Annotated in this window: 15 protein-coding genes and 1 tRNA gene; 7 read left to right on the top strand and 9 right to left on the bottom strand. The window is 65.3% G+C overall.

Annotated elements, in window-relative coordinates:
* Positions 1–24 precede the first annotated feature (24 nt).
* A complete protein-coding gene (locus ACAX61_RS01835) occupies positions 25–657 on the top strand; it encodes a S24 family peptidase (protein WP_370713121.1) in 633 nt (210 codons plus the stop codon).
* On the opposite strand, the gene ACAX61_RS01830 is transcribed toward ACAX61_RS01835, so the two are convergent.
* Positions 654–833: a hypothetical protein gene (locus tag ACAX61_RS01830; RefSeq protein ID WP_370713120.1), complete on the bottom strand. Its 180-nt coding sequence runs from the start codon at positions 831–833 to the stop codon at positions 654–656. The two genes, ACAX61_RS01835 and ACAX61_RS01830, sit on opposite strands and share 4 nt — an antisense overlap.
* A gap of 49 nt (positions 834–882) precedes the next feature.
* Positions 883–1,920: a LacI family DNA-binding transcriptional regulator gene (locus tag ACAX61_RS01825; protein WP_370713119.1), complete on the bottom strand. Its 1,038-nt coding sequence runs from the start codon at positions 1,918–1,920 to the stop codon at positions 883–885.
* 168 nt (positions 1,921–2,088) lie between these two features.
* On the opposite strand from ACAX61_RS01825, the gene ACAX61_RS01820 reads away from it, so the two are divergent.
* Positions 2,089–4,590 (top strand): glycoside hydrolase family 3 protein, encoded by a 2,502-nt coding sequence (locus tag ACAX61_RS01820; protein ID WP_370714876.1) that lies wholly within the window; start codon positions 2,089–2,091, stop codon positions 4,588–4,590.
* Positions 4,591–4,746: 156 nt separating this feature from the next.
* Here ACAX61_RS01820 and ACAX61_RS01815 read toward each other — a convergent pair whose 3' ends face one another.
* The gene (locus ACAX61_RS01815; protein WP_370713118.1) at positions 4,747–5,745 is read right to left on the bottom strand and encodes a bile acid:sodium symporter family protein; all 999 of its coding nucleotides are present in this window, start codon (positions 5,743–5,745) and stop codon (positions 4,747–4,749) included.
* A gap of 273 nt (positions 5,746–6,018) precedes the next feature.
* Between ACAX61_RS01815 and ACAX61_RS01810 the strand changes: the two genes are divergently transcribed.
* The 3 genes from ACAX61_RS01810 to ACAX61_RS01800 are packed head-to-tail and all read left to right on the top strand — an operon-like array spanning position 6,019 to position 9,178.
* Positions 6,019–6,771: a 3-keto-disaccharide hydrolase gene (locus tag ACAX61_RS01810; protein ID WP_370713117.1), complete on the top strand. Its 753-nt coding sequence runs from the start codon at positions 6,019–6,021 to the stop codon at positions 6,769–6,771.
* On the top strand, positions 6,768–8,477 hold the full coding sequence (locus tag ACAX61_RS01805) for a GMC family oxidoreductase (RefSeq protein ID WP_370713116.1): 1,710 nt from the start codon (positions 6,768–6,770) through the stop codon (positions 8,475–8,477). Before ACAX61_RS01810 ends, ACAX61_RS01805 begins: the two co-directional genes overlap by 4 nt.
* On the top strand, positions 8,474–9,178 hold the full coding sequence (locus ACAX61_RS01800) for a gluconate 2-dehydrogenase subunit 3 family protein (protein ID WP_370713115.1): 705 nt from the start codon (positions 8,474–8,476) through the stop codon (positions 9,176–9,178). The genes ACAX61_RS01805 and ACAX61_RS01800 overlap by 4 nt, the downstream gene beginning before the upstream one ends.
* A 73-nt stretch (positions 9,179–9,251) precedes the next feature.
* On the opposite strand, the gene ACAX61_RS01795 is transcribed toward ACAX61_RS01800, so the two are convergent.
* The 6 genes from ACAX61_RS01795 to ACAX61_RS01770 form a co-directional block, all read right to left on the bottom strand.
* Positions 9,252–9,328, bottom strand: a tRNA-Arg gene (locus ACAX61_RS01795).
* A gap of 61 nt (positions 9,329–9,389) precedes the next feature.
* Positions 9,390–10,865: a PepSY-associated TM helix domain-containing protein gene (locus ACAX61_RS01790; protein ID WP_370713114.1), complete on the bottom strand. Its 1,476-nt coding sequence runs from the start codon at positions 10,863–10,865 to the stop codon at positions 9,390–9,392.
* Positions 10,866–10,875: 10 nt separating this feature from the next.
* Positions 10,876–11,445, bottom strand: a complete 570-nt coding sequence (locus ACAX61_RS01785) for a hypothetical protein (protein WP_370713113.1) — start codon at positions 11,443–11,445, stop codon at positions 10,876–10,878.
* Between the two features lie 84 nt (positions 11,446–11,529).
* Positions 11,530–14,454, bottom strand: coding sequence for an excinuclease ABC subunit UvrA (gene uvrA / locus ACAX61_RS01780; RefSeq protein WP_370713112.1), 2,925 nt, complete (start codon positions 14,452–14,454; stop codon positions 11,530–11,532).
* Positions 14,455–14,701: 247 nt separating this feature from the next.
* Positions 14,702–15,061, bottom strand: a complete 360-nt coding sequence (locus tag ACAX61_RS01775) for a hypothetical protein (protein ID WP_370713111.1) — start codon at positions 15,059–15,061, stop codon at positions 14,702–14,704.
* Positions 15,062–15,217: 156 nt separating this feature from the next.
* The gene (locus tag ACAX61_RS01770) at positions 15,218–16,402 is read right to left on the bottom strand and encodes an acetyl-CoA C-acyltransferase (protein WP_370713110.1); all 1,185 of its coding nucleotides are present in this window, start codon (positions 16,400–16,402) and stop codon (positions 15,218–15,220) included.
* A 100-nt stretch (positions 16,403–16,502) separates the two neighbouring features.
* On the opposite strand from ACAX61_RS01770, the gene ACAX61_RS01765 reads away from it, so the two are divergent.
* Positions 16,503–17,231, top strand: coding sequence for a prepilin peptidase (locus tag ACAX61_RS01765; protein WP_370714875.1), 729 nt, complete (start codon positions 16,503–16,505; stop codon positions 17,229–17,231).
* Between the two features lie 38 nt (positions 17,232–17,269).
* Positions 17,270–19,036, top strand: a complete 1,767-nt coding sequence (locus tag ACAX61_RS01760; RefSeq protein WP_370713109.1) for a M14 family metallopeptidase — start codon at positions 17,270–17,272, stop codon at positions 19,034–19,036.
* Positions 19,037–19,055 lie beyond the last annotated feature (19 nt).

Here is a 19,055-nt window from a genome sequence, read left to right as displayed (position 1 = left end):
TTGTCTAGGAAAAATCCTACGGCTATGCTGCGTGCCATGATGGTCGAGGATCCGCGGGCGGCTCTGGCGCGCCTTGCCGCCGAACGGGGCATCAGCTTGTCGCGGCTGTCGCGTCTGATCGGGCGCAACCCGGCCTATGTGCAGCAGCATGTAAGCCGCGGGTCGCCCCGGCGGCTGGACGAGCGGGATCGGGAACTGATCGCGGCCTATCTGGGGGTGGATGAAGCGGCGCTGGGCGGACGGGCCATGCCGGTGGTGGCGGTGCCGCGTTTCGACCTGACGGCATCAGCAGGACCCGGCGGCGTGGCGGAAATCGAATGGCCCGCAGCACCGATGACGCTGCCGCCCGAATTACTCGCCAGCCTGAATGTGCGGCCGGAAAAGGCGTCTATGATCCGCGTGGCGGGCGAATCAATGCAGCCGACCCTGCATCCCGGCGACGAGATACTGGTCGATTCGGCCCGTGCATCGGTGCCGGCTGGCGGGGCAGTGTTCGTGCTGCGGCTGGACGACGTGCTGATGGTCAAGCGGGTCCGGCCTGGCGGCGGGCGGCTGCTTATCACCAGCGATAATGACGCAGCCCCTTCGCCCGGGCCTGTCGAGGCCGAGCGCGTGCGCGTCATCGGCCGGGTCGTGTGGGTCAGCCGCCGGCTTTAGCGGCGTCGGTCGCGCTGCCAGATGATCAGGCTGGCGATCGTGCCCACGGCCAGCCCGCCCAGCAGGCCCAATGTCGGCTGGCGCATCGCCACGCCGATGATTACGCCGCCCAGGATCGAGATGGCAAGGATGGCGCCGCCCGCGACCGGGCCTTTGGATGGACGGGGATCGTTCATGCCGGACGCCATGCCATGTCCGATGCACCTATGCCAGCAATCCCGCGCGTCAGCGTAGCGCGGGTGCAGTGGAGGCGCGGACCAGCAACTGGTGCGCCATGCGCGTCTCCGCGGTGAAGGGCTGTCCCTCGATCTTGGCCAACAGCACATCGGTGGCGCGATTGGCCATGTCATAGGTTGGCTGGCGGATGGTGGTCAGCTGCGGCCAGACCACGCGTGCGATCAGGCTGTCGTCGAACCCGGCGATCGACACTTGTCGCGGCACGTCCAGCCCGCGTTCCTTTGCCGCTAGCAGAACCCCGGCGGCCATATCGTCATTGGCGGCGAAAACCGCCGTCGGGCGCATGTTAGACGCAAAGATCCGCCGCCCCGCCGCAACACCCGATTCGAACGTGTAAAGCCCGTGTTCGAGCAGCGCCGGGTCGAAGCCGATCCCGCGCTCCTCCAATGCCGCGCGATAGCCGGTCAGGCGCAACGCGTTGGAGGGGTGATCGGGATCGCCCTGGACATAGGCAATCCGCCGATGACCCAGGTCGATCAGGTGACGCGTCATTTCGTGCGCCGCGGCCGTGTCGTCGATACTGACCGTCGGGGATGCGTCCGGTGCGCTGGTTGGCGCAATCCGAACGAACGGAAAGTGCGCGCGCGTCAGTTCATCGACCGTGCGCTCATCGTCCCCCAGCGGCGGCGCAAGGATCAATCCCTCCAGCCCCGATGCCCGCGCGACGCGCAACAGCCGCCCCGACATCGCCGCCGCGCTGAGACAGGGGAACAGCAGCAGACGGAACCGTTCGCTTTGCAGCCGATCGAGCGATCCGGTCTGAAGATCGACCACGTAATTCGGGCTTGGGTTTTCATAGAACAGCCCGATCAGCGACGACCGCCCGCGAACAAGGCTGCGTGCGGCGATGTTGGGATGATAATCCAGCTCGTTCGCGGCATCCATGACGCGCTTGCGAGTCGCAGGGCGCACAAATGGTTCGTCATTGAACACCCGCGACACCGTCTTGATCGACGTGCCGGACAGTCTGGCGACGTCGGTGATCGTGGCACGCGCTGGAATTTCCCGCACTTCGTCCGTCGACATGTTCGTCCCGGTTCCCAACTGATATCTTTGTCGTGACGATGGCGCGAAGCCGGAGCGCTGACAAGAGTGGCGACACGCTGTCGTGACCGCGTTGACGCGGTAGCGGGGCAAGGGTAGACAGCGTTGTCAGCTAACGATCAGGTAAATCAGGGGACGGATGTGGTGAAATTGCGGTTTGGCCTTGGGCACGCGTTGCTTCTGGCCGGTGTGGCGTTGTCGCCTGTGGCGGTATGCGCGCAGGGGCAGGGCGCGACCGTCCGTGAAGGCGCCGGCGTTGCGCATCCGGACAGCTGGCCAGCGATCCGCAAGCCGCAGACCGCCGATGCCGCGGTCGAACAGCGGGTGGAGCAACTGCTCCGCCAGATGTCGCTTGAGCAAAAAGTCGGCCAGGTCATTCAGGCCGACATTGCCAGTGTCACCCCGGAAGATGTGCATCGCTATCACCTCGGCTCGGTGCTGAACGGCGGTAATTCGACGCCCACCGGCGCTTACAACGCGCCCGCGCCCGAATGGCTGAAGTCCGCAGACGCATTTTACGCCGCCTCGATGCAGCCAAACGGCAACCTGCCGCGCATTCCCGTGATGTGGGGCAGCGACGCGGTTCACGGGCACAACAATATCGTCGGCGCCACGCTGTTCCCGCACAATATCGGCCTGGGCGCCGCCCGCGACCCGGATTTGATGCGCCGCATCGGAGAGGTGACAGCGATCGAGATGCGTGTGACCGGGCTCGACTGGACCTTTGCCCCGACGCTGGCGGTCGTGCGTGACGACCGCTGGGGCCGCACGTATGAGGGATATGGTGAAAACCCGGAAATCGCCACCGCGTATGCCCGCCCGCTGATCGAAGGGTTGCAGGGCAAGGTCGGAGACCGCGACTGGCTGCGCGGCCCGCACATCATCGCTACCGCCAAGCATTTCCTGGGCGATGGCGGTACGGCCGGCGGCAAGGATCAGGGCGATGCGCGCATCGACGAGGCCGGTCTTCGCACGCTGTTCGGCGCGCCCTATATCCCCGCGATCGAGGCGGGGGTCCAGTCGATCATGGTCAGCTTCTCCAGCTGGAATGGGGAGAAAATGCACGGCAACAAGTCTTTGCTGCGCGGCGTGATCAAGGATCGCTGGGGTTTTGACGGCTTGCTGGTCGGCGACTGGAACGCGCACGGACAGGTCAGCGGCTGCACGGTCGACCGCTGCCGCGAAACCTTTATCGCCGGGTTGGACATGGCAATGGCGCCCGACAGCTGGAGGGGGCTGTGGCAGAACACGCTGGCACAGGCGCGCGACGGTTCGTTGCCGATGCCGGTGCTGGATGACGCGGTTCGGCGCATCCTTCGTGTCAAGGTCCGGTCGGGCCTGTTCGAGGCCGGCAAGCCGTCGTCGCGGCCCTATGCGGGCCGTTTCGAGATGCTGGGCAGCGCTGATCACCGCGCGGTCGCGCGTCAGGCGGTTCGCGAATCGCTGGTCCTGCTGAAGAACGCGAACCATGTCCTGCCGCTGAAGCCGGGTGCTCGCATCCTGGTCGCGGGCGACGGCGCCGACAGCATGACCAAGCAGACCGGCGGCTGGACGCTGACGTGGCAGGGAACCGGCACCAAGCGCGCCGATTTCCCGAACGGTGAGACCATCGGTGAAGCAATGAGGGCTGCCGTGCGCGACGCGGGCGGCACGGTTGAGCTGGCGGCGGACGGGCGCTTTACGACCCGGCCGGACGTGGCGGTCGTGGTGTTCGGCGAAGATCCCTATGCCGAGTTCCAGGGCGACCGCAGCGACGTGGGGTTTGAAGATACGGGCGACCATCTGGCTCTGTTGCGCCGGTTGAAGGCACAGGGAATTCCCACCGTGTCGGTCTTTCTGTCGGGGCGGCCCATGTGGGTGAACCCGCATTTGAACGCATCCGACGCATTCGTCGCCGCATGGTTGCCCGGGTCTGAGGGTGGGGGCGTCGCCGACGTCCTGTTCGGCAAGGCCGAGTTCAGGGGCAAGTTGCCCTATAGCTGGCCGCGTGAAAGCGATCAGACGGCGGTCAATGTTGGTGACAAGGATTATGCGCCGCTCTTCCCCTATGGCTATGGCCTGACGAGCGCCGATGCGGGCGAACTGGCGCCCCTGCCGGAAAAGCGGGCGACGGCGGCCAGTGCCGACCGCAATCTGCTGTTCTCGGCGGGGCGTGCGGGGGCGGGGCGGCGGTTGCTGATCGGCCCGCCGGGCAACCTGTCGGCCAATCCGGGACCTGACCTGATTACGGCGCGCGGCGCCGACCGTCTGGCGCAGGAAGACAGCGTGCGGCTGGCATGGACCGGTCGGGGCGCGGCTGTTGCGGCCATTGTCGGCGATGAGCCTGTCGACCTGACGCGCGAAACCAATGGCGACCTGGCCATTGAGATCGACCTGCGCGTCGACCGCGCGCCCACCCGGTCGGTAAAGCTGGGCGTGGGCTGTGGCGATGCGTGCGAAGGCACCGTCGCGATCGAGGCACCCCTGCGCGCGGCAAAGCCCGGCGAGTGGACGCGTATCGCTGTGCCGTTGGCCTGTCTGGCACGCGGGGGCGCCGATATGACGCGCGTTACCATGCCACTGTCGCTGACGACCGACGGTGAACTGGACATCACGGTGTCGGGCGTAAGGCTGGCTAAGGCAGGATCATCGCCGGTGCCCTGCACGCGCTGAACCTGTAGCCGCGGGAAGCGCCGGCCGCCATGACGGCGGCCGGCGCCGATTGCTGACGCCCTGTTTTCAGTGTCCGGTTCGGGGGATAGGCGGGCCGCCGGGACCACGCGCGAAGCAATGCTCGCATTTCGCCTTTTCGCCGTGCCTGCGCCTTGATCAGCTGGCGAGCGCCGCGTCCGCGATTTCATCGGGATCGGGTTCGCGATTGGCGTAACGCTGCGCGATCGCAGCGCATGCAAGAAGCTGTAGCTGGTGAAAGATCATCAGCGGAAGAATGATGGCGCCGACCTGAGCGGCTGGAAACAGCACGCCGGCCATGGGGACGCCGGAAGCCAAGCTCTTTTTTGATCCGCAGAACACGATGGCGATCTCGTCCGCTTTCGAGAAGTTCAGCCTTCGCGCGATGAAGCGCGTTGCGAACATCACGGTCGCCAGCATCGCCCCGCACAGCGCCAGCATCGCCAGAAGTTGCCAGGCCGGGACCAGTGACCACAGGCCTTCGACGACCGCCGCGCTGAACGCCGTGTAGACGACCAGCAGGATCGATCCCCGGTCGACCAGCGACAGCACAGCCTTGCGGCGCTCCACAATCTTCGCGGTAATTGGGCGTGAAAGGTGGCCGAGGACAAATGGCAACAGCAGTTGAAGCGCGATGGTGCGAACTTCTGCGCCACTGACGCCGTGTCCTGTGCCGCCCGTGAAGAGCGTGACCAGCAGCGGCGTGAGCGCAATGCCGAGCAGGTTGGATGCAGAGGCACTGCACACGGCGGCAGGCACATTGCCACGCGCGATAGAGGTGAACGCAATGGACGACTGCACCGTCGATGGTAGCAGCGTCAGGAACACGATCCCTGCGGCAAGCGACGGCGCGACCAGCCACTTGGCGGCTTCATGAAAGCCGAGACCGAGCAGCGGGAAGGCGAGGAAGGTGATCATGAGGACGAGCAGATGGAGCCGCCAGTTCGTCATGCCTGCAATAATCGCGGCGCGGGATAGCTTCGCGCCGTGAAGGAAAAACAGCAGCGCGATCGCCAGCATCGTGATGTAGTGAAACGCGATCGCGACGTCGCCGCGACACGGAATCAAGGTCGCGACCAGCACGGTGGCCAGCAACAACATGCTGTAGCGGTCGATGCGTTTGAGAAGGTTGAGCATTCGAGTCCTTCGATCTTGAATCGCATCTGAAGGCGGCGGGAGTCTCACATTTGCCCGCCAACTCCTCCCGATCGGTTGAAAGCGCAACCGGCATCGTGCGATGCTGGCAGCCGAATGTACAAAATCGTTAATAAGCCAATTTGAAATACGAACTTGATTCTGTGTGGCTGGCGGTCGATCATGGCCACGAATCTGCTGCTGTGGGCGCGCGCGATGCGGCCGCCGCAAAGCACGAACGGTCCCCGCTTGGGTGACCGAAAACGGAGGGATGGCATGATCGGATCCAAGGCCATAGCGTTGTCGCTGCTGGTGGCGGCAAGCGTCGCACCGGCAGCTGCCGCGCGCGACGTGGAAGCGAATGCGCTGACCGCCAAGGAGCGGTCAGAGGGCTGGATGTTGCTGTTCAACGGCCGCGACCTTTCGGGCTGGCAGTCCTTTTCCGGTGGCGCCCCGGCTCCGACGTGGCGGGTTCGCGACGGGACGCTTGAGCTGACGAAGGACGACGGCCAGATGAGCGGGACCGATCTGGTTACCGCCGCTAGTTTCGGGGCCTTCGAACTCACGCTCGACTGGAAGGTGGCGCCCGGCGGCAACAGCGGTGTGCTGTATCTGGCGCGCAACGTGCCCCAGACCAGGCAGGTTTATGAAACCGGTCTGGAAATGCAGATTCTGGACGATACGGGCCACCCCGACGGCAAGATTGCCTCCCACCGCGCGGGTTCGCTTTATGACATAACGGTCCCGCCGCCGGGTGCGTCCCGGCCTGCCGGAACCTGGAACCACGCCCGCCTGCTTGTCGAACGAGGGCGTATCCGGCAATGGTTGAACGGCACGCTTACCGCCGATGTATCCTACGGGGACGGCGCCTGGCGCAAACGGGTTGCGGAATCGAAGTTCGCGCAGATGCCGTTGTTCGGCACTTATCCCAGCGGCGTCATCGCGCTTCAGGATCATGGCGAGCCGGTGGCGTTCCGTAACATCAAGCTTCGGAAAATCGGCGCAAGCGCGCAGGCGGCGAAGCAATGAACCTGGGATCGGCAACTGCGGCGGACGCGCCCGCCGATGTCATCATCGTCGGATCGGGCGCAGCAGGGGGCATGGCGGCTTATAGCCTGACCAAATCGGGTCTGCGCTGCCTGATGCTGGAGGCGGGGCGCGACTATGATCCCCAGGCAGAGGTGAACATGTTCGCGCCCGAAAGCGACGCGCCCCTGCGCGGGGCGGCAACGCCGGACAAGCCCTTTGGCTATTTCGACGCGACCGTCGGCGGCGGCTGGCAGGTGGACGGCGAACCTTATACGATGAAGGGCAACAGCGATTTCCGTTGGTATCGTCCGCGTATGCTCGGCGGGCGAACCAACCATTGGGGCCGTCACGTGCCGCGATGGGGCCCGTATGACTTCAAACCCTATTCCCGCGACGGGCTGGGGGTCGACTGGCCGATCGGCTATGACGATGTCGCGCCATTCTATGACCGGGTCGAGAAAATGATCGGGGTCAATGGCGGCCCGATCGGGCTGGAGAACCATCCCGATTCCCCTGCCGATTGCCTGATGCCGCCACCCAAGCCGCGCGTGACCGAAATGCTTATCAAGGCTGCCGCGGAAAGTGTCGGAATCCCGGTGCGGGCAGCGCATACGGCGGTGTTGACGCGCGACATGCCCGACGAGGTCGCACCCCGAAGTGCATGCTTCAATGCGACGCCCTGTACGCGCGGCTGCACGATTGGTGCGATGTTCCAGACGACAACCTCGTTCCTGCCGATGGCAAAGGCGACGGGGCGGCTGAATATCGTCACCGACGCCATGGTTTCCCGCGTCCTGACCGCTGGCGGCGGCCGCGCGACCGGCGTGGAATATGTCGACCGCAAAACCGGCATGCGCCACCAGGTAAAGGCCCGCGCCGTCGTGCTGGCGGCTGGCACGGGCGAAACGGCCCGGCTGCTCCTCAACTCTGGCGAGGCTGGGCGCGGTCTGGCCAACACCTCAGGTGAACTGGGGCGCAACCTGACCGATTCCACGGGCGCGTCGTTCGGTGCGTTCATTCCCGCGCTGGCCAATCGCCCGCGCTATAATGAGGACGGGATCGGCGGCCAGCACATCTATATTCCGTTCTGGCTTTACGAACAGCAGAAGCGCGGGGAGCTGGATTTCGCGCGGGGCTATCATTTCGAAATTGGCGGCCGCTTTGGCATTCCGTCCGCCGGCGTGCTGCCGCGGGTTTGGGGCGCCGATCTGAAAAAGGCGGTTCGCCACGCGTCGGGCGCCACCATCGGCCTGACCCTGCGCGGGGAAATGATCCCGAACAAGGACACCTATTGCGAAGTCGACCCCACGGTGAAGGACCGGTTCGGCATCCCGGTCCTGCGCTTCGCATTCAAATGGTCGAAGCACGAAATGAACCAGGTGGCGCACGGACGACAGGCTGCACTCAGCGTGTTCAAGCGGATGAACGGCACGATCCTGTTCGATCCCGAAGTTCCGCCAGAACAGATCATGACGGCGGGGGGCGAGATCATCCACGAACTCGGCACCGCCCGAATGGGGGCGGATGCGCGCACCTCGGTCGTCAACAGCTATGGCCAGACGTGGGATGTCGACAATCTTGTGCTGATGGACGGGGCGGTCTTTGCGTCGGGCGCGCACAAGAACCCGACACTTACCATTTTGGCACTGGCGCTGCGCGCATCGGAGCAGCTGGCGTCGCGGTTCAAGTCGGGAGCTTTTGCATGATGCATTCGCGTCGCACCACGCTCCAGTGGATGATGGCCGCTGCTGCGCTGCCCGTCGCGCGGTTGGCGCCCCCGGCAATGGCGGCTGGGAACCGGTCGGCCAAGCCGTTCGAAACGGTTGCCGATTGGCCGAGTCAGCTGCCTGCGCCGCCGGTGGCTCAGGGCTATGGCCGCGATCCCGATCTGATCGATCCGCAGGTGCCGTGGCCGCTGACACTGACCCAGGCGCAGCGCGCGACCGTGGACATGCTGGGCGACATGATCCTTCCCGCCGACGACGTATCACCGGGGGCCGGGCAACTGGGTGTTGGCGGGTTTATCGATGAGTGGATCAGCGCACCTTATCCGGCGCAACGCGCGGATCGGGCGAAGGTGGTCGGCGGGCTGATCTGGCTCGACGCACAGAGCCGGGCAATGCATGGAAAGGCGTTTACCGCGCTTTCGATGGCGCAACGTGGCGCGCTGCTCGACGCGTTGACCGTTGCCGCACCGGTCGACAAGATGGCGCAACCTGTCGCCTTTATGGACAGGCTGCGGCACTTGTTCGTGGTCGGCTTCTACAGCTTGCCAGAGGGAAAGGCCGATATGGGCTATGTTGGTGATCAGCCAACGGCGGGGCCATATCCCGGCCCGACGCCAGAGGCGCTGCAACATTTTCGCGGGGTTCTGGCGGCGTTGAAGCTGCCAACCGAAACGGCGTGAGCCCGGCGCGGCTCGCGCGTTGCCGCCGAAAACGCAGCACGTGCGACGCGATCGGTTTGAAAGCATAGGGGAGTGGCGACCCCGGCAGGGTTCGAACCTGCGACCTAGTGCTTAGAAGGCACTTGCTCTATCCAACTGAGCTACGGGGCCGTGCCCGTCGCGCTAGCCGGGGGAGGTGGGGATCGCAATCCCCTTTGCCCCCGGCGCCCGCTTACTCGGCCGGTGCCATGTCCATCTGATCGCGCCGTTGTGCGGCCAGTCGACGCAGGGCGGGGACCAGAAACGCAGCGCCACCCGCAACCAGCGACAGGTCGATCACCAACAGCGCAGGAATGGCGCTGTCCATCGACGCGGCGTGGATGATCCCGGCACCGGCCATCAACGCACCAAGGATCAGGCGCAGCGAGCGGCCCCAAAGCTCGGCACGCGGCGCAAGGATTGCGGCGGCGATCAGCCCCGCCAGTCCGACCCAGAACAGCGCGACCATCGGCGCCTGTGCCCCGAACAGCGCCCGCTGAATCAGCGCCAGGCCCAGCATTACCGGAGCGCCCCAGATGGTAACGGCCCAGACCGCCTCGAGCCGTGGGCTGGCGCGGCCGCGCTGGCGGCGTTTGACCAGCCAGATCGACATGCCCGTTCCGGACACGACCGTCACCGCCGCGCCGAGGATCACGAAGATCAGCCGCACCGGCAGCCCGCCGAACGCGCCGAGATGCAGGTCGTAATTCGATGCCGCGAACTGACGGCCCAGATCGCCGTCGCTAATCCCCACCTTGTCCGTCAGCCGCCCGTCGGCGTCGAAGATATAGGTGTCGCCATAGATCAGCCGCCGCGGATGCTTGGCGATGATCGTCAGATACTGACCGCGCGTGCCGGGTTCGTGCAGGATCACATAGGTCGGCTGAAGGTCGGGATGCGCCGCGCGCAGATTGGCGGTGGCAGCCGCGATGTTGGCCAGCGGGGCAGGGCGGTCGTCGTGCGCGGGCTCATCACCAAAGATCGGGGCATAAGCCGCCTCAAGGTCGCCGCCATACCATTTGCCCGCAATGGCATAGGTGGCGACGCCGCCCAGTCCGATCATCGCGCCGGTCAGCGCCAGCGCCAGACCGAAGGGCAGCGTCCACACGCCCAGCCGATTGTGCCAGTCGGCCAGCGCCAGCTGTTTCTGGCCCCGCGCGCGCAGACGAAAGGCATCGCGAAAGATGCGTGGATGCGCCAGCACGCCGCCCAGCGTCAGCGCCGCCATCATCACGCCCAGCGCTCCGACGACGGTCAGGCCCAATGTGCCGGGCATGTGCAGGTAGACGTGCAGGTTGATCAGGAATTCGGTCCAGCCATGCGCTTCCTTGTCCGCGATATTTCCTTCGCCATCGATATAGACCGCCTGATTGTCGGTCGTGACGACGGTGCGCGGCAGCGCGTCGTTGGGCATGTGAATGTAGAAATGCTCGGTCGGCTTCTTGCCCGCCTCGCTCGCCAGCACATTTTCCGCCGCGCGTTGCAGCGATTGCGGCGCAATGATCGCGGTTTCGACGACGTTGGGCTGTTCCCAACGCTGAATTTCCTCGCGCAGGACGACGATCGTGCCCGACAGGCAGATCAGATAGAGCAGCCCGCCGGCCAGTAGGCCGATGGCCGCATGGCCCGACAGCGCGCGGCGGACGAGATCGGGGGAGGGGAAGCGCATGTCGATTTCCTCAGCCGAACGACCAGAAGATGAATGCGGCGACCAGCCCGGTTACGGCCAGCGGCGCGACCATGTCACGCGCGCGCATTCCCAGCATCAGGGTGATGCCCAGCACGCTCCACAGGGAAGGCGTGACGAACATCGCCAGCACATTGGCGTTCACGTCCGACGCGCCGCCCGACCGCGCAATCGCGGCACAGGCCAGCCCGACCAGCAGCGACACCGCGCCCGCCACCGGCACCGTCAGAACAAAGATGGCAACCCGGCGTCCCACATCGCGCCAGTCTGCGGCATGCAGCCGGACGCTGGGCGCGCTGTCGGGAATACGGGCAGAACGCGCGGGCGCGGATGATGCCAGCGCCTCACGTCCCAACAGGGCAAAGGCGACCAGCATTACCGGCAGGCTCCCGGTGGCCAGCCCCCATGCGCCGTCACGCGCGGTCAGCACCGCCAGCGCGCCGCCAATCGCTGCCCAGCCAGCCAGCGTCAGCCGCAGCTGCGCGGGTTCGCGCGCGTCCCAGCCGAGCCGGAGCAGCACCGCGCCGATAGCGGCGACGAGCAGAAGGGCGGCGGTCAGCATGGGGGGTAGGCGTCGGCATGGATCATGCGACGCTTATGACGCCCCGAAATCTTGAGATCAAGTCGCAATAGCAAGCTGGCGGCGTCACTCCGCCGCCAGCGTCTCCTTCCGGTCCGGGGCCAGCAGCGGCGCCAGGTAGCGTCCGGTATAGCTGCGCGGTTCGGCGGCAACGATCTCCGGCGTGCCCTGCGCCACGATTTCGCCGCCCTTCACGCCGCCTTCGGGGCCGAGGTCGAGGATCCAGTCGGCGGTTTTTATGACGTCGAGATTATGTTCAATCACCACGACCGTGTTGCCCTGTTCGACCAGTGCATGCAGCACTTCCAGCAGCTTTCGCACATCTTCGAAATGCAGGCCGGTGGTCGGCTCGTCCAAGATGTACAGCGTCTGCCCGGTCGAACGGCGCGCCAGTTCCTTGGCCAGCTTCACCCGCTGCGCCTCGCCACCCGACAGGGTGGTGGCCTGTTGCCCGACCTTGACGTAACCCAGGCCAACTTCGCCCAGCATTGCCATTCGGTCGCGGATCGGCGGCACCGCCTTGAAGAACTCGACCGCATCCTCGACCGTCATGTCCAGCACATCGGCAATCGACTTGCCCTTGAACTTCACTTCCAGCGTTTCGCGGTTGTAGCGCGCACCGTGGCACACATCGCAGGTGACATAGACGTCGGGCAGGAAGTGCATCTCGATCTTCAGCACGCCGTCGCCCTGACATGCCTCGCACCGCCCACCCTTGACATTGAAGCTGAAACGGCCGGGTTTGTACCCGCGCGCCTGCGCCTCAGGCAGGCCCGCGAACCAGTCGCGGATCGCGGTGAACGCGCCGGTATAGGTGGCCGGGTTCGACCGCGGGGTGCGGCCGATGGGCGACTGGTCGATGTCGATGACCTTGTCGCAATGCTCCAGCCCGCTGATCTTGTCGTGCTTGCCCGCCAACACCCGCGCGCCGTTCAGCGTACGCGCGGCTGCTGCATAGAGCGTGTCGATGGTGAAGCTGGACTTGCCCGACCCCGACACGCCGGTGATGCAGGTAAATGTGCCCAGCGGCAGGCTGGCCGTCACCCCGCGCAGATTGTTGGCAGTGGCGTTGTGGACGGTCAGCTTCTTGCCGTTGCCCTTGCGCCGCTTGGCCGGCACCGGCACCTCGCGCGTGCCGTTCAGATAATCGGCAGTCACGCTGCCCTTGGCCTTTAGCAGTTTCTTCAGCGGCCCGTGCGCGACGATCTCACCCCCATGCACGCCCGCGCCGGGGCCCATGTCGATCACATAATCGGCGGTGCGGATCGCATCCTCGTCATGCTCGACCACCAGCACCGTATTGCCCAGGTCGCGCAGACGCCTGAGCGTCGCCAGCAGCATGTCGTTGTCGCGTTGGTGCAAACCGATCGATGGCTCGTCCAGCACGTACAGCACGCCCGACAGCCCGCTGCCGATCTGGCTGGCCAGCCGGATGCGCTGGCTCTCCCCACCCGACAGCGTGCCGCTGGTCCGGTCGAGGTTCAGGTAATCAAGCCCGACATTGTTGAGAAAGCCCAGCCGCTCGTCGATTTCCTTGAGGATCGCGCGCGCGATCTCGCCCTGTTGCGGCGTCAGTTGCTCTGGCAGCGCGGCATACCATGCCAGCGCATCGACCACCGACAGGCGGGTGATCGACGAAATCGTCGCATCGCCCACACGCACGGCCAGCGCCTCTGGCTTCAGCCGCGCACCGCCGCATGTCTCGCACGGATGCGCGGCCTGATATTTGGACAGTTCCTCGCGCATCCAGGCGCTTTCGGTCTGGAGCATCCGACGGTTGAGATTGCCGATCACGCCCTCGAACGGCTTTTTGACGTCATAGGACTTCTTGCCGTCGACAAAGGTCAGCGTGACCGCCTTGCCCTTGGTCCCGAACAGGATCGCTTCCTGATGTTCGGCGGCCAGATCCTTCCACGGCGTATCCAGCTTGAAGCCGAATTCGCGCGCCAGCGACCCCAGTACCTGCATGTAATAGGGGCTGGGCGGGTTCGACTTGGCCCAGGGCACCACCGCGCCCTTCTTGATCGACAGGTCATGGTTGGGGACGACGAGATCCCGGTCGAACTCCAGCCTTTCGCCAAGGCCGTCGCACGCCGGGCAGGCGCCCTGCGGCGCGTTGAAGCTGAACAGGCGCGGTTCGATTTCGGGAATGGTGAACCCTGAAACGGGGCAGGCGAATTTCTCGGAAAACACGATGCGATTGGCCGGAATGCCCGCGCCCTTCATAGCGCCCGCATCGACCGCCTCATTCTCGCGCCCCGGCACCACACCGTCCGTCAGGTCGACATAGGCCAGCCCCTCGGCCAGTTTCAGCGCGGTCTCGAAACTTTCCGCCAGCCGGGTCGCGATATCCTCGCGCACGACCAGTCGGTCGACCACCACCTCGATGTCATGCTTGTATTTCTTGTCGAGAGCCGGCGCTTCCTCGATCAGATAGGTTTCACCGTCGATGCGGACGCGCTGGAACCCGGCCTTCTGCCATTCGGCCAGTTCCTTGCGATACTCGCCCTTGCGCCCACGCACGACCGGCGCGAGCAGCAGCAGCCGCGTCCCTTCCGGCAGCGCCAGCACGCGGTCGACCATCTGGCTGACCGTCTGCGCGGAAATCGGCAGACCGGTGGCAGGGGAGTAGGGGATGCCGACGCGCGCCCATAACAGGCGCATATAGTCGTAAATCTCGGTGACGGTCGCCACGGTCGAGCGCGGGTTGCGGCTGGTCGTCTTCTGCTCGATGGAAATCGCGGGCGACAGCCCTTCGATATGATCGACATCGGGCTTTTGCATCATCTCAAGAAACTGGCGCGCATAGGCGCTCAACGACTCGACATAACGCCGCTGGCCCTCGGCATAGATGGTGTCGAACGCCAGGCTGGACTTGCCTGATCCCGACAGCCCGGTGATGACCGTCAGCGTGTCGCGCGGGATGTCGATATCGACGCCCTTGAGATTATGCTCGCGGGCACCGCGAACCGAAATATGCGTAAGGCTCATGCGCGTCGTTCTATCTTCGTTCCGTGGGAAGTGCCAGTGGCGAAGATAGGGCGCCCGCCCGCTGGTTACGAGGGGCGGGAGAGGGTGAGATGCGGGCGTGGGTTTTCCGATGGCAGCAAGCGCCCCAAAGTCAGCCGCTCGGGCGGTCTGTCCACAATCCCGAAAGCGGCCGTTCCAGTCTCGACAGAGGACGAACCGGAACGATCCCACCACGTTGCGCCAAGAAAGAGTGGGTAATAAGGACGCCTCACTTCAATCGAAGTAACGCCATCGCCACAGCGATGGCGAAGAAGCTGCACGAGGCGACTTGAATAACGGCAGAAATTATCGGCCATACGGAGAGTGGGACCTTCTTTAGGGGTGACCTGAAGATGGTGGCACTTCCGGCCCAGTGAACGCGAACGAACACCATCAGGCCTGCGCAGATCAAGCCTGCGAAGAATAGCCACGCAGATAGGAAGAGAGCTGCTCTTGTTTTCTCGTTACTGACGAAGGCAGAAGCCGTGGCCAGCAGGCCGCCTCCGTTTCCTATCGCCATGTAATCTATCCACTTCCGCCCCCAATAGCGGAGCGCCTCCAAGGAGCGCTGTTCCAAGGTCTCTTTCATGTCGCCCCGCTCTGTCATCGCAATTGCAGGTGGTTCTAGAGGAAACTCCATGATCGCCCAAGCTCGTCGCGGCGGCAGCTTTTGCCAAGCCCCATTCCAATGCCGGACGGCCTGGAAACCACCCACAGTCAGCCGTTCCGCAGGAAAGCCAAGCCCTTAGACTAACTCCACCGCCATCGCCGTTGCCTCCCCCCCACCGATGCACAGCGACGCGAGGCCGCGCCGCCGTCCGTGCGTTTCGAGCGCAGACAGTAGCGTCGCCAGAATGCGCGCGCCCGATGCGCCGATCGGGTGGCCCAGCGCACATGCGCCGCCATGGACGTTGATCACGTCATGCGTAATCGACAGGTCGCGCATCGCGATCATGGCGACACAGGCGAACGCCTCGTTCACTTCGAACAGGTCGACATCTCCGATTTTCCAGCCCGCCTTATCCAGCGCCTTCTGCATCGCGCTGACCGGCGCGGTCGTGAAACGGGCGGGTGCATGGGCGTGGGCGGCATAAGACACGACGCGTGCCACCGGCTTCAGGCCGAACTTCTCCGCGACCGACAGCCGCGTCATCACCAGCGCCGCCGCACCGTCGGAGATGGAGGAGGCGTTGGCGGCGGTGATCGTCCCTGTTTTGGAAAAGGCGGGTTTCAGCGTGGGGATTTTGGCGACATCGCCCCGCGCGGGCTGTTCGTCGAGTCGGATGGTTTCGGTCCCCTTGCGCCCGCTGATCTCGACGGGCACGATTTCGCGGTCGAATGCGCCCGATGCCTGCGCCTTTTGCGCGCGCTCCAGGCTGGCGATGGCGAAGGCGTCCTGTTCCTCGCGCGTGAACTGATATTCGGCGGCGCTTTCCTCGGCAAAGCTGCCCATCAGGCGGCCGGGTTCATAGGCGTCTTCAAGGCCGTCGAGGAACATGTGGTCCTTCAGCACATCATGCCCGATGCGCGCGCCGCTGCGATGACGGGCCGACAGATAGGGAGCATTGGTCATGCTCTCCATGCCGCCCGCAACGATCCAGTCGGCGGAACCTGCGCTCAGCGCCTCTGCCGCCATGATCGCGGCCTGCATCCCCGATCCGCACATCTTGTTGATCGTCGTCGCTTCGACATGCTGGGGCAGGCCCGCGCCAATCGCTGCCTGCCGCGCGGGTGCCTGTCCCAAGCCGGCGGGCAGGACGCAGCCCATATGGATGCGCTGGATCGCCTCACCCTTCAGGCCTGCGCGTTCCACCGCCGCGCCGACCGCCGCCGCGCCCAGTTCGGTCGCGCTGGCGCCGGTCAAGCAACCCTGAAAGCTGCCCATGGGGGTGCGGGCATAGCTGACAATGACGATGGGGTCGGCGGACATCTGGCTCTCCTGACAATCTGTTTGACAAGCGATCTAGGGGCGAACGGTTGCGATTGAAACCTTGGCGAGCATCAGCAGGCCCGGCTAGGGGCAGGGCATGATGCCGCCCCTTTTCTGGCCGATCCTGCTTGGCGTGCTGGGCGCGGTGTTCGGCAGTTTCATCGCGACGGTGGCGATCCGCTGGCCCGAGGGCGAATCGGCGCTGCACGGGCGGTCGCATTGCGATGGCTGCGGCAGGGCGCTGGGGGCGGGGGACTTGGTGCCGGTGCTAAGCTTTCTTTGGCTGCGCGGGCGGTGTCGCCGGTGCGGCGGGCGGATTGCGCGTTTCCATCTGGGTGTGGAGGTGCTGGCGCTGGCTGTTGGCGTCATTGCCGGGACGGTCGCGCCGGGACCGGTGTGCGTAGCAGGGGCGGTGTTCGGCTGGTTGCTGCTGACACTGGGCGCCATCGACCTGCGTGCCTTCTGGCTACCCAATCCGTTGGTCGCGGCTTTGGCACTTACCGGAGTGCTGAGCGGGGTGGCGGGCATGGCGCCGCCACTCGACGCACGGCTGACCGGCGGGGCGGCGGGGTTAGGCGTGCTGTGGCTGGTCGCCGCACTTTACCGGCGCGCGCGCGGGCGCATGGGACTGGGCGGCGGTGACCCCAAGCTGTTCGGGGCGATCGGCCTGTGGTTGGGGTGGCGCGCGCTGCCGGGGGTGTTGCTGATCGCCTGTCTCATCGGCCTGTGCATCGCGGTTGTGCGCGGGATGCGTGGGGGTGAGCGATTGCCGCTGGGCAGTTTGCTGGCGGCGGCGGCATTTGCGTGGTGGGTCGCGGCGGCGCTTTAACGCTTTTGCGCCGGGAACGGCGTGAGTAGGAAGCGGCCATGCGCCGAACCATGCTCACCTCGCTCGCCCTGACGCTCACCGCCCCGCTCGCCGCGCAGACCGCGCCGCTACCGCCCGAAATGCCGTGGCGCGGAGCCAGCGAAAAGTTGATCGCCAAGCCGGGGAGCAAGTGGATCACCCCCGCCGAAGCCGCCGGGTTCGAGCGGACGCCCGATTACGCCGCCACCCGCGCCTTCGCCGAAAAGCTGGTCGCCGCGTCGCCGCTGCTGACGCTGGAAGTATTCGGCCGCAGCCCGGAGGGACGCGACCTGTTCCTGATCCGCGCCAGCAAGGGACCGGGCCGGCCCGTCGTGCTGGCGCAGGCGGGCATCCATGCCGGGGAAATCGACGGCAAGGATGCGGGCTTTATGCTGCTGCGTGATATCGCGTTCGGCGGCAAGGCGGCGCTGCTCGACAAGGCTGATCTGGTGCTGGTGCCGATCTTCAACGTCGACGGGCATGAGCGCGCCTCGCGCTACAGCCGCCCGAACCAGCGCGGGCCGATGGTGCAGGGGTGGCGCACCACCGCGCAGAACCTGAACCTCAACCGTGATTACCTGAAGGCCGATGCGCCTGAAATGCAGGCGATGCTGGGCCTGATCCGGCGGCTGGACCCGATCCTGTATCTTGACCTTCACGTCACCGACGGCATCGATTACCAGTACGACATCACTTATGATTTCAACGGTCTGTACGGCAAATATGCCAACAGCCGTGAAATCGGGCGCTGGCTGGACCAGCGTCTGCGCCCTGCGTTTGATCGCAACCTGACGGCTGCGGGGCATGTGCCGACCCTGTATATCGACGCGCTGGACAATCGCGCCCCGGAGAAAGGGATCGCCCACAGCGCGGACACCCCACGCTTTTCAACCGGCTGGGGCGATTATGCGCGAGTGCCAACGGTGCTGTTGGAAACACACAGCCTGAAAAACTATCGCCGCCGGGTGCTGGGCACCTATGTCTTTGTCGAGACGGCGCTGAAGACCGCCGGGGACGAAGCCGAGGCCTTGCGCCGCGCGATCGATGCCGACCGTGCTGACACGCCACGTGAACTCGTCACGACGTGGAAGAATGACGAAACGCCATTGTTCGTCATGGACTTCAAGGGCATTTCTAACGACCGTTATCAATCGCCTGCATCCGGACGGGAGGAGCTGCGCTGGACCGGCCAGCCCGTCGCGTTGAAGGTGCCGGTCATCGGTCAGTCGCCTGCCGAAAAGGTGACGATGCCACGCGCCTGGTGGATACCCGCCAGTGCGACGGCGATCCTGAAGGCGGCCGGGCTTCAGGGCATCAGGATGGAAGTTATTGACGCCCCGCGTGAGATCGAACTCGACATGGCCCGTGTCGAAGACCCCAAGCTGGGCGCGGCGAGCGAGGGGCACGTTCCCCTGAGCGGGCGAATTGTACATGAACGCCGCCGCATCACCATGCCCGCCGGGTCCATGCGCGTGCCCGCCGATCAGCCGCTGGGCCTGCTTGCCGCCGCGCTGCTCGAACCCGAAAGCGGGGAGGGGGCGTTGGCGTGGAACCTGACCCCGGCGATGCTGGCGCGCACCGAATATATCGAGGGATATGCGATTGCCCCGCTGGCCGATGCGATGCTGGCGGACGATCCGGAACTCGCGGCTGCGTTCCGTGCGAAGCTGGCCGCTGAGCCCGACTTTGCGGCCGATCCACAGGCGCGACTGGCCTGGTTCTATCAGCGGACGCCATATTATGACGCGCGCTATCTGCTGTATCCCGTGGGACGCGAAGTGCGTTGAGGCTTGACTTGCGTGCGCA

Origin of the sequence: Sphingomonas sp. IW22, from assembly GCF_041321155.1 — a bacterium.
Lineage (GTDB): Bacteria > Pseudomonadota > Alphaproteobacteria > Sphingomonadales > Sphingomonadaceae > Sphingomonas.
The sequence above is the reverse complement of the archived record's forward strand: the minus strand, read 5'-3'. Positions and strand labels throughout refer to the sequence as shown.

What these genes read in the sequence shown, in the direction of transcription:
- ACAX61_RS01830 (WP_370713120.1), bottom strand. Translation starts at nt 833, where the DNA reads ATGAACGATCCCCGTCCATCCAAAGGCCCGGTCGCGGGCGGCGCCATC.
- ACAX61_RS01815 (WP_370713118.1), bottom strand. Translation starts at nt 5,745, where the DNA reads ATGCTCAACCTTCTCAAACGCATCGACCGCTACAGCATGTTGTTGCTG.
- ACAX61_RS01805 (WP_370713116.1), top strand. Translation starts at nt 6,768, where the DNA reads ATGAACCTGGGATCGGCAACTGCGGCGGACGCGCCCGCCGATGTCATC.
- ACAX61_RS01760 (WP_370713109.1), top strand. Translation starts at nt 17,270, where the DNA reads ATGCGCCGAACCATGCTCACCTCGCTCGCCCTGACGCTCACCGCCCCG.
- ACAX61_RS01770 (WP_370713110.1), bottom strand. Translation starts at nt 16,402, where the DNA reads ATGTCCGCCGACCCCATCGTCATTGTCAGCTATGCCCGCACCCCCATG.
- ACAX61_RS01765 (WP_370714875.1), top strand. Translation starts at nt 16,503, where the DNA reads ATGCCGCCCCTTTTCTGGCCGATCCTGCTTGGCGTGCTGGGCGCGGTG.
- ACAX61_RS01790 (WP_370713114.1), bottom strand. Translation starts at nt 10,865, where the DNA reads ATGCGCTTCCCCTCCCCCGATCTCGTCCGCCGCGCGCTGTCGGGCCAT.
- ACAX61_RS01785 (WP_370713113.1), bottom strand. Translation starts at nt 11,445, where the DNA reads ATGCTGACCGCCGCCCTTCTGCTCGTCGCCGCTATCGGCGCGGTGCTG.
- ACAX61_RS01775 (WP_370713111.1), bottom strand. Translation starts at nt 15,061, where the DNA reads ATGAAAGAGACCTTGGAACAGCGCTCCTTGGAGGCGCTCCGCTATTGG.
- uvrA (WP_370713112.1), bottom strand. Translation starts at nt 14,454, where the DNA reads ATGAGCCTTACGCATATTTCGGTTCGCGGTGCCCGCGAGCATAATCTC.
- ACAX61_RS01825 (WP_370713119.1), bottom strand. Translation starts at nt 1,920, where the DNA reads ATGTCGACGGACGAAGTGCGGGAAATTCCAGCGCGTGCCACGATCACC.
- ACAX61_RS01835 (WP_370713121.1), top strand. Translation starts at nt 25, where the DNA reads ATGCTGCGTGCCATGATGGTCGAGGATCCGCGGGCGGCTCTGGCGCGC.
- ACAX61_RS01800 (WP_370713115.1), top strand. Translation starts at nt 8,474, where the DNA reads ATGATGCATTCGCGTCGCACCACGCTCCAGTGGATGATGGCCGCTGCT.
- ACAX61_RS01810 (WP_370713117.1), top strand. Translation starts at nt 6,019, where the DNA reads ATGATCGGATCCAAGGCCATAGCGTTGTCGCTGCTGGTGGCGGCAAGC.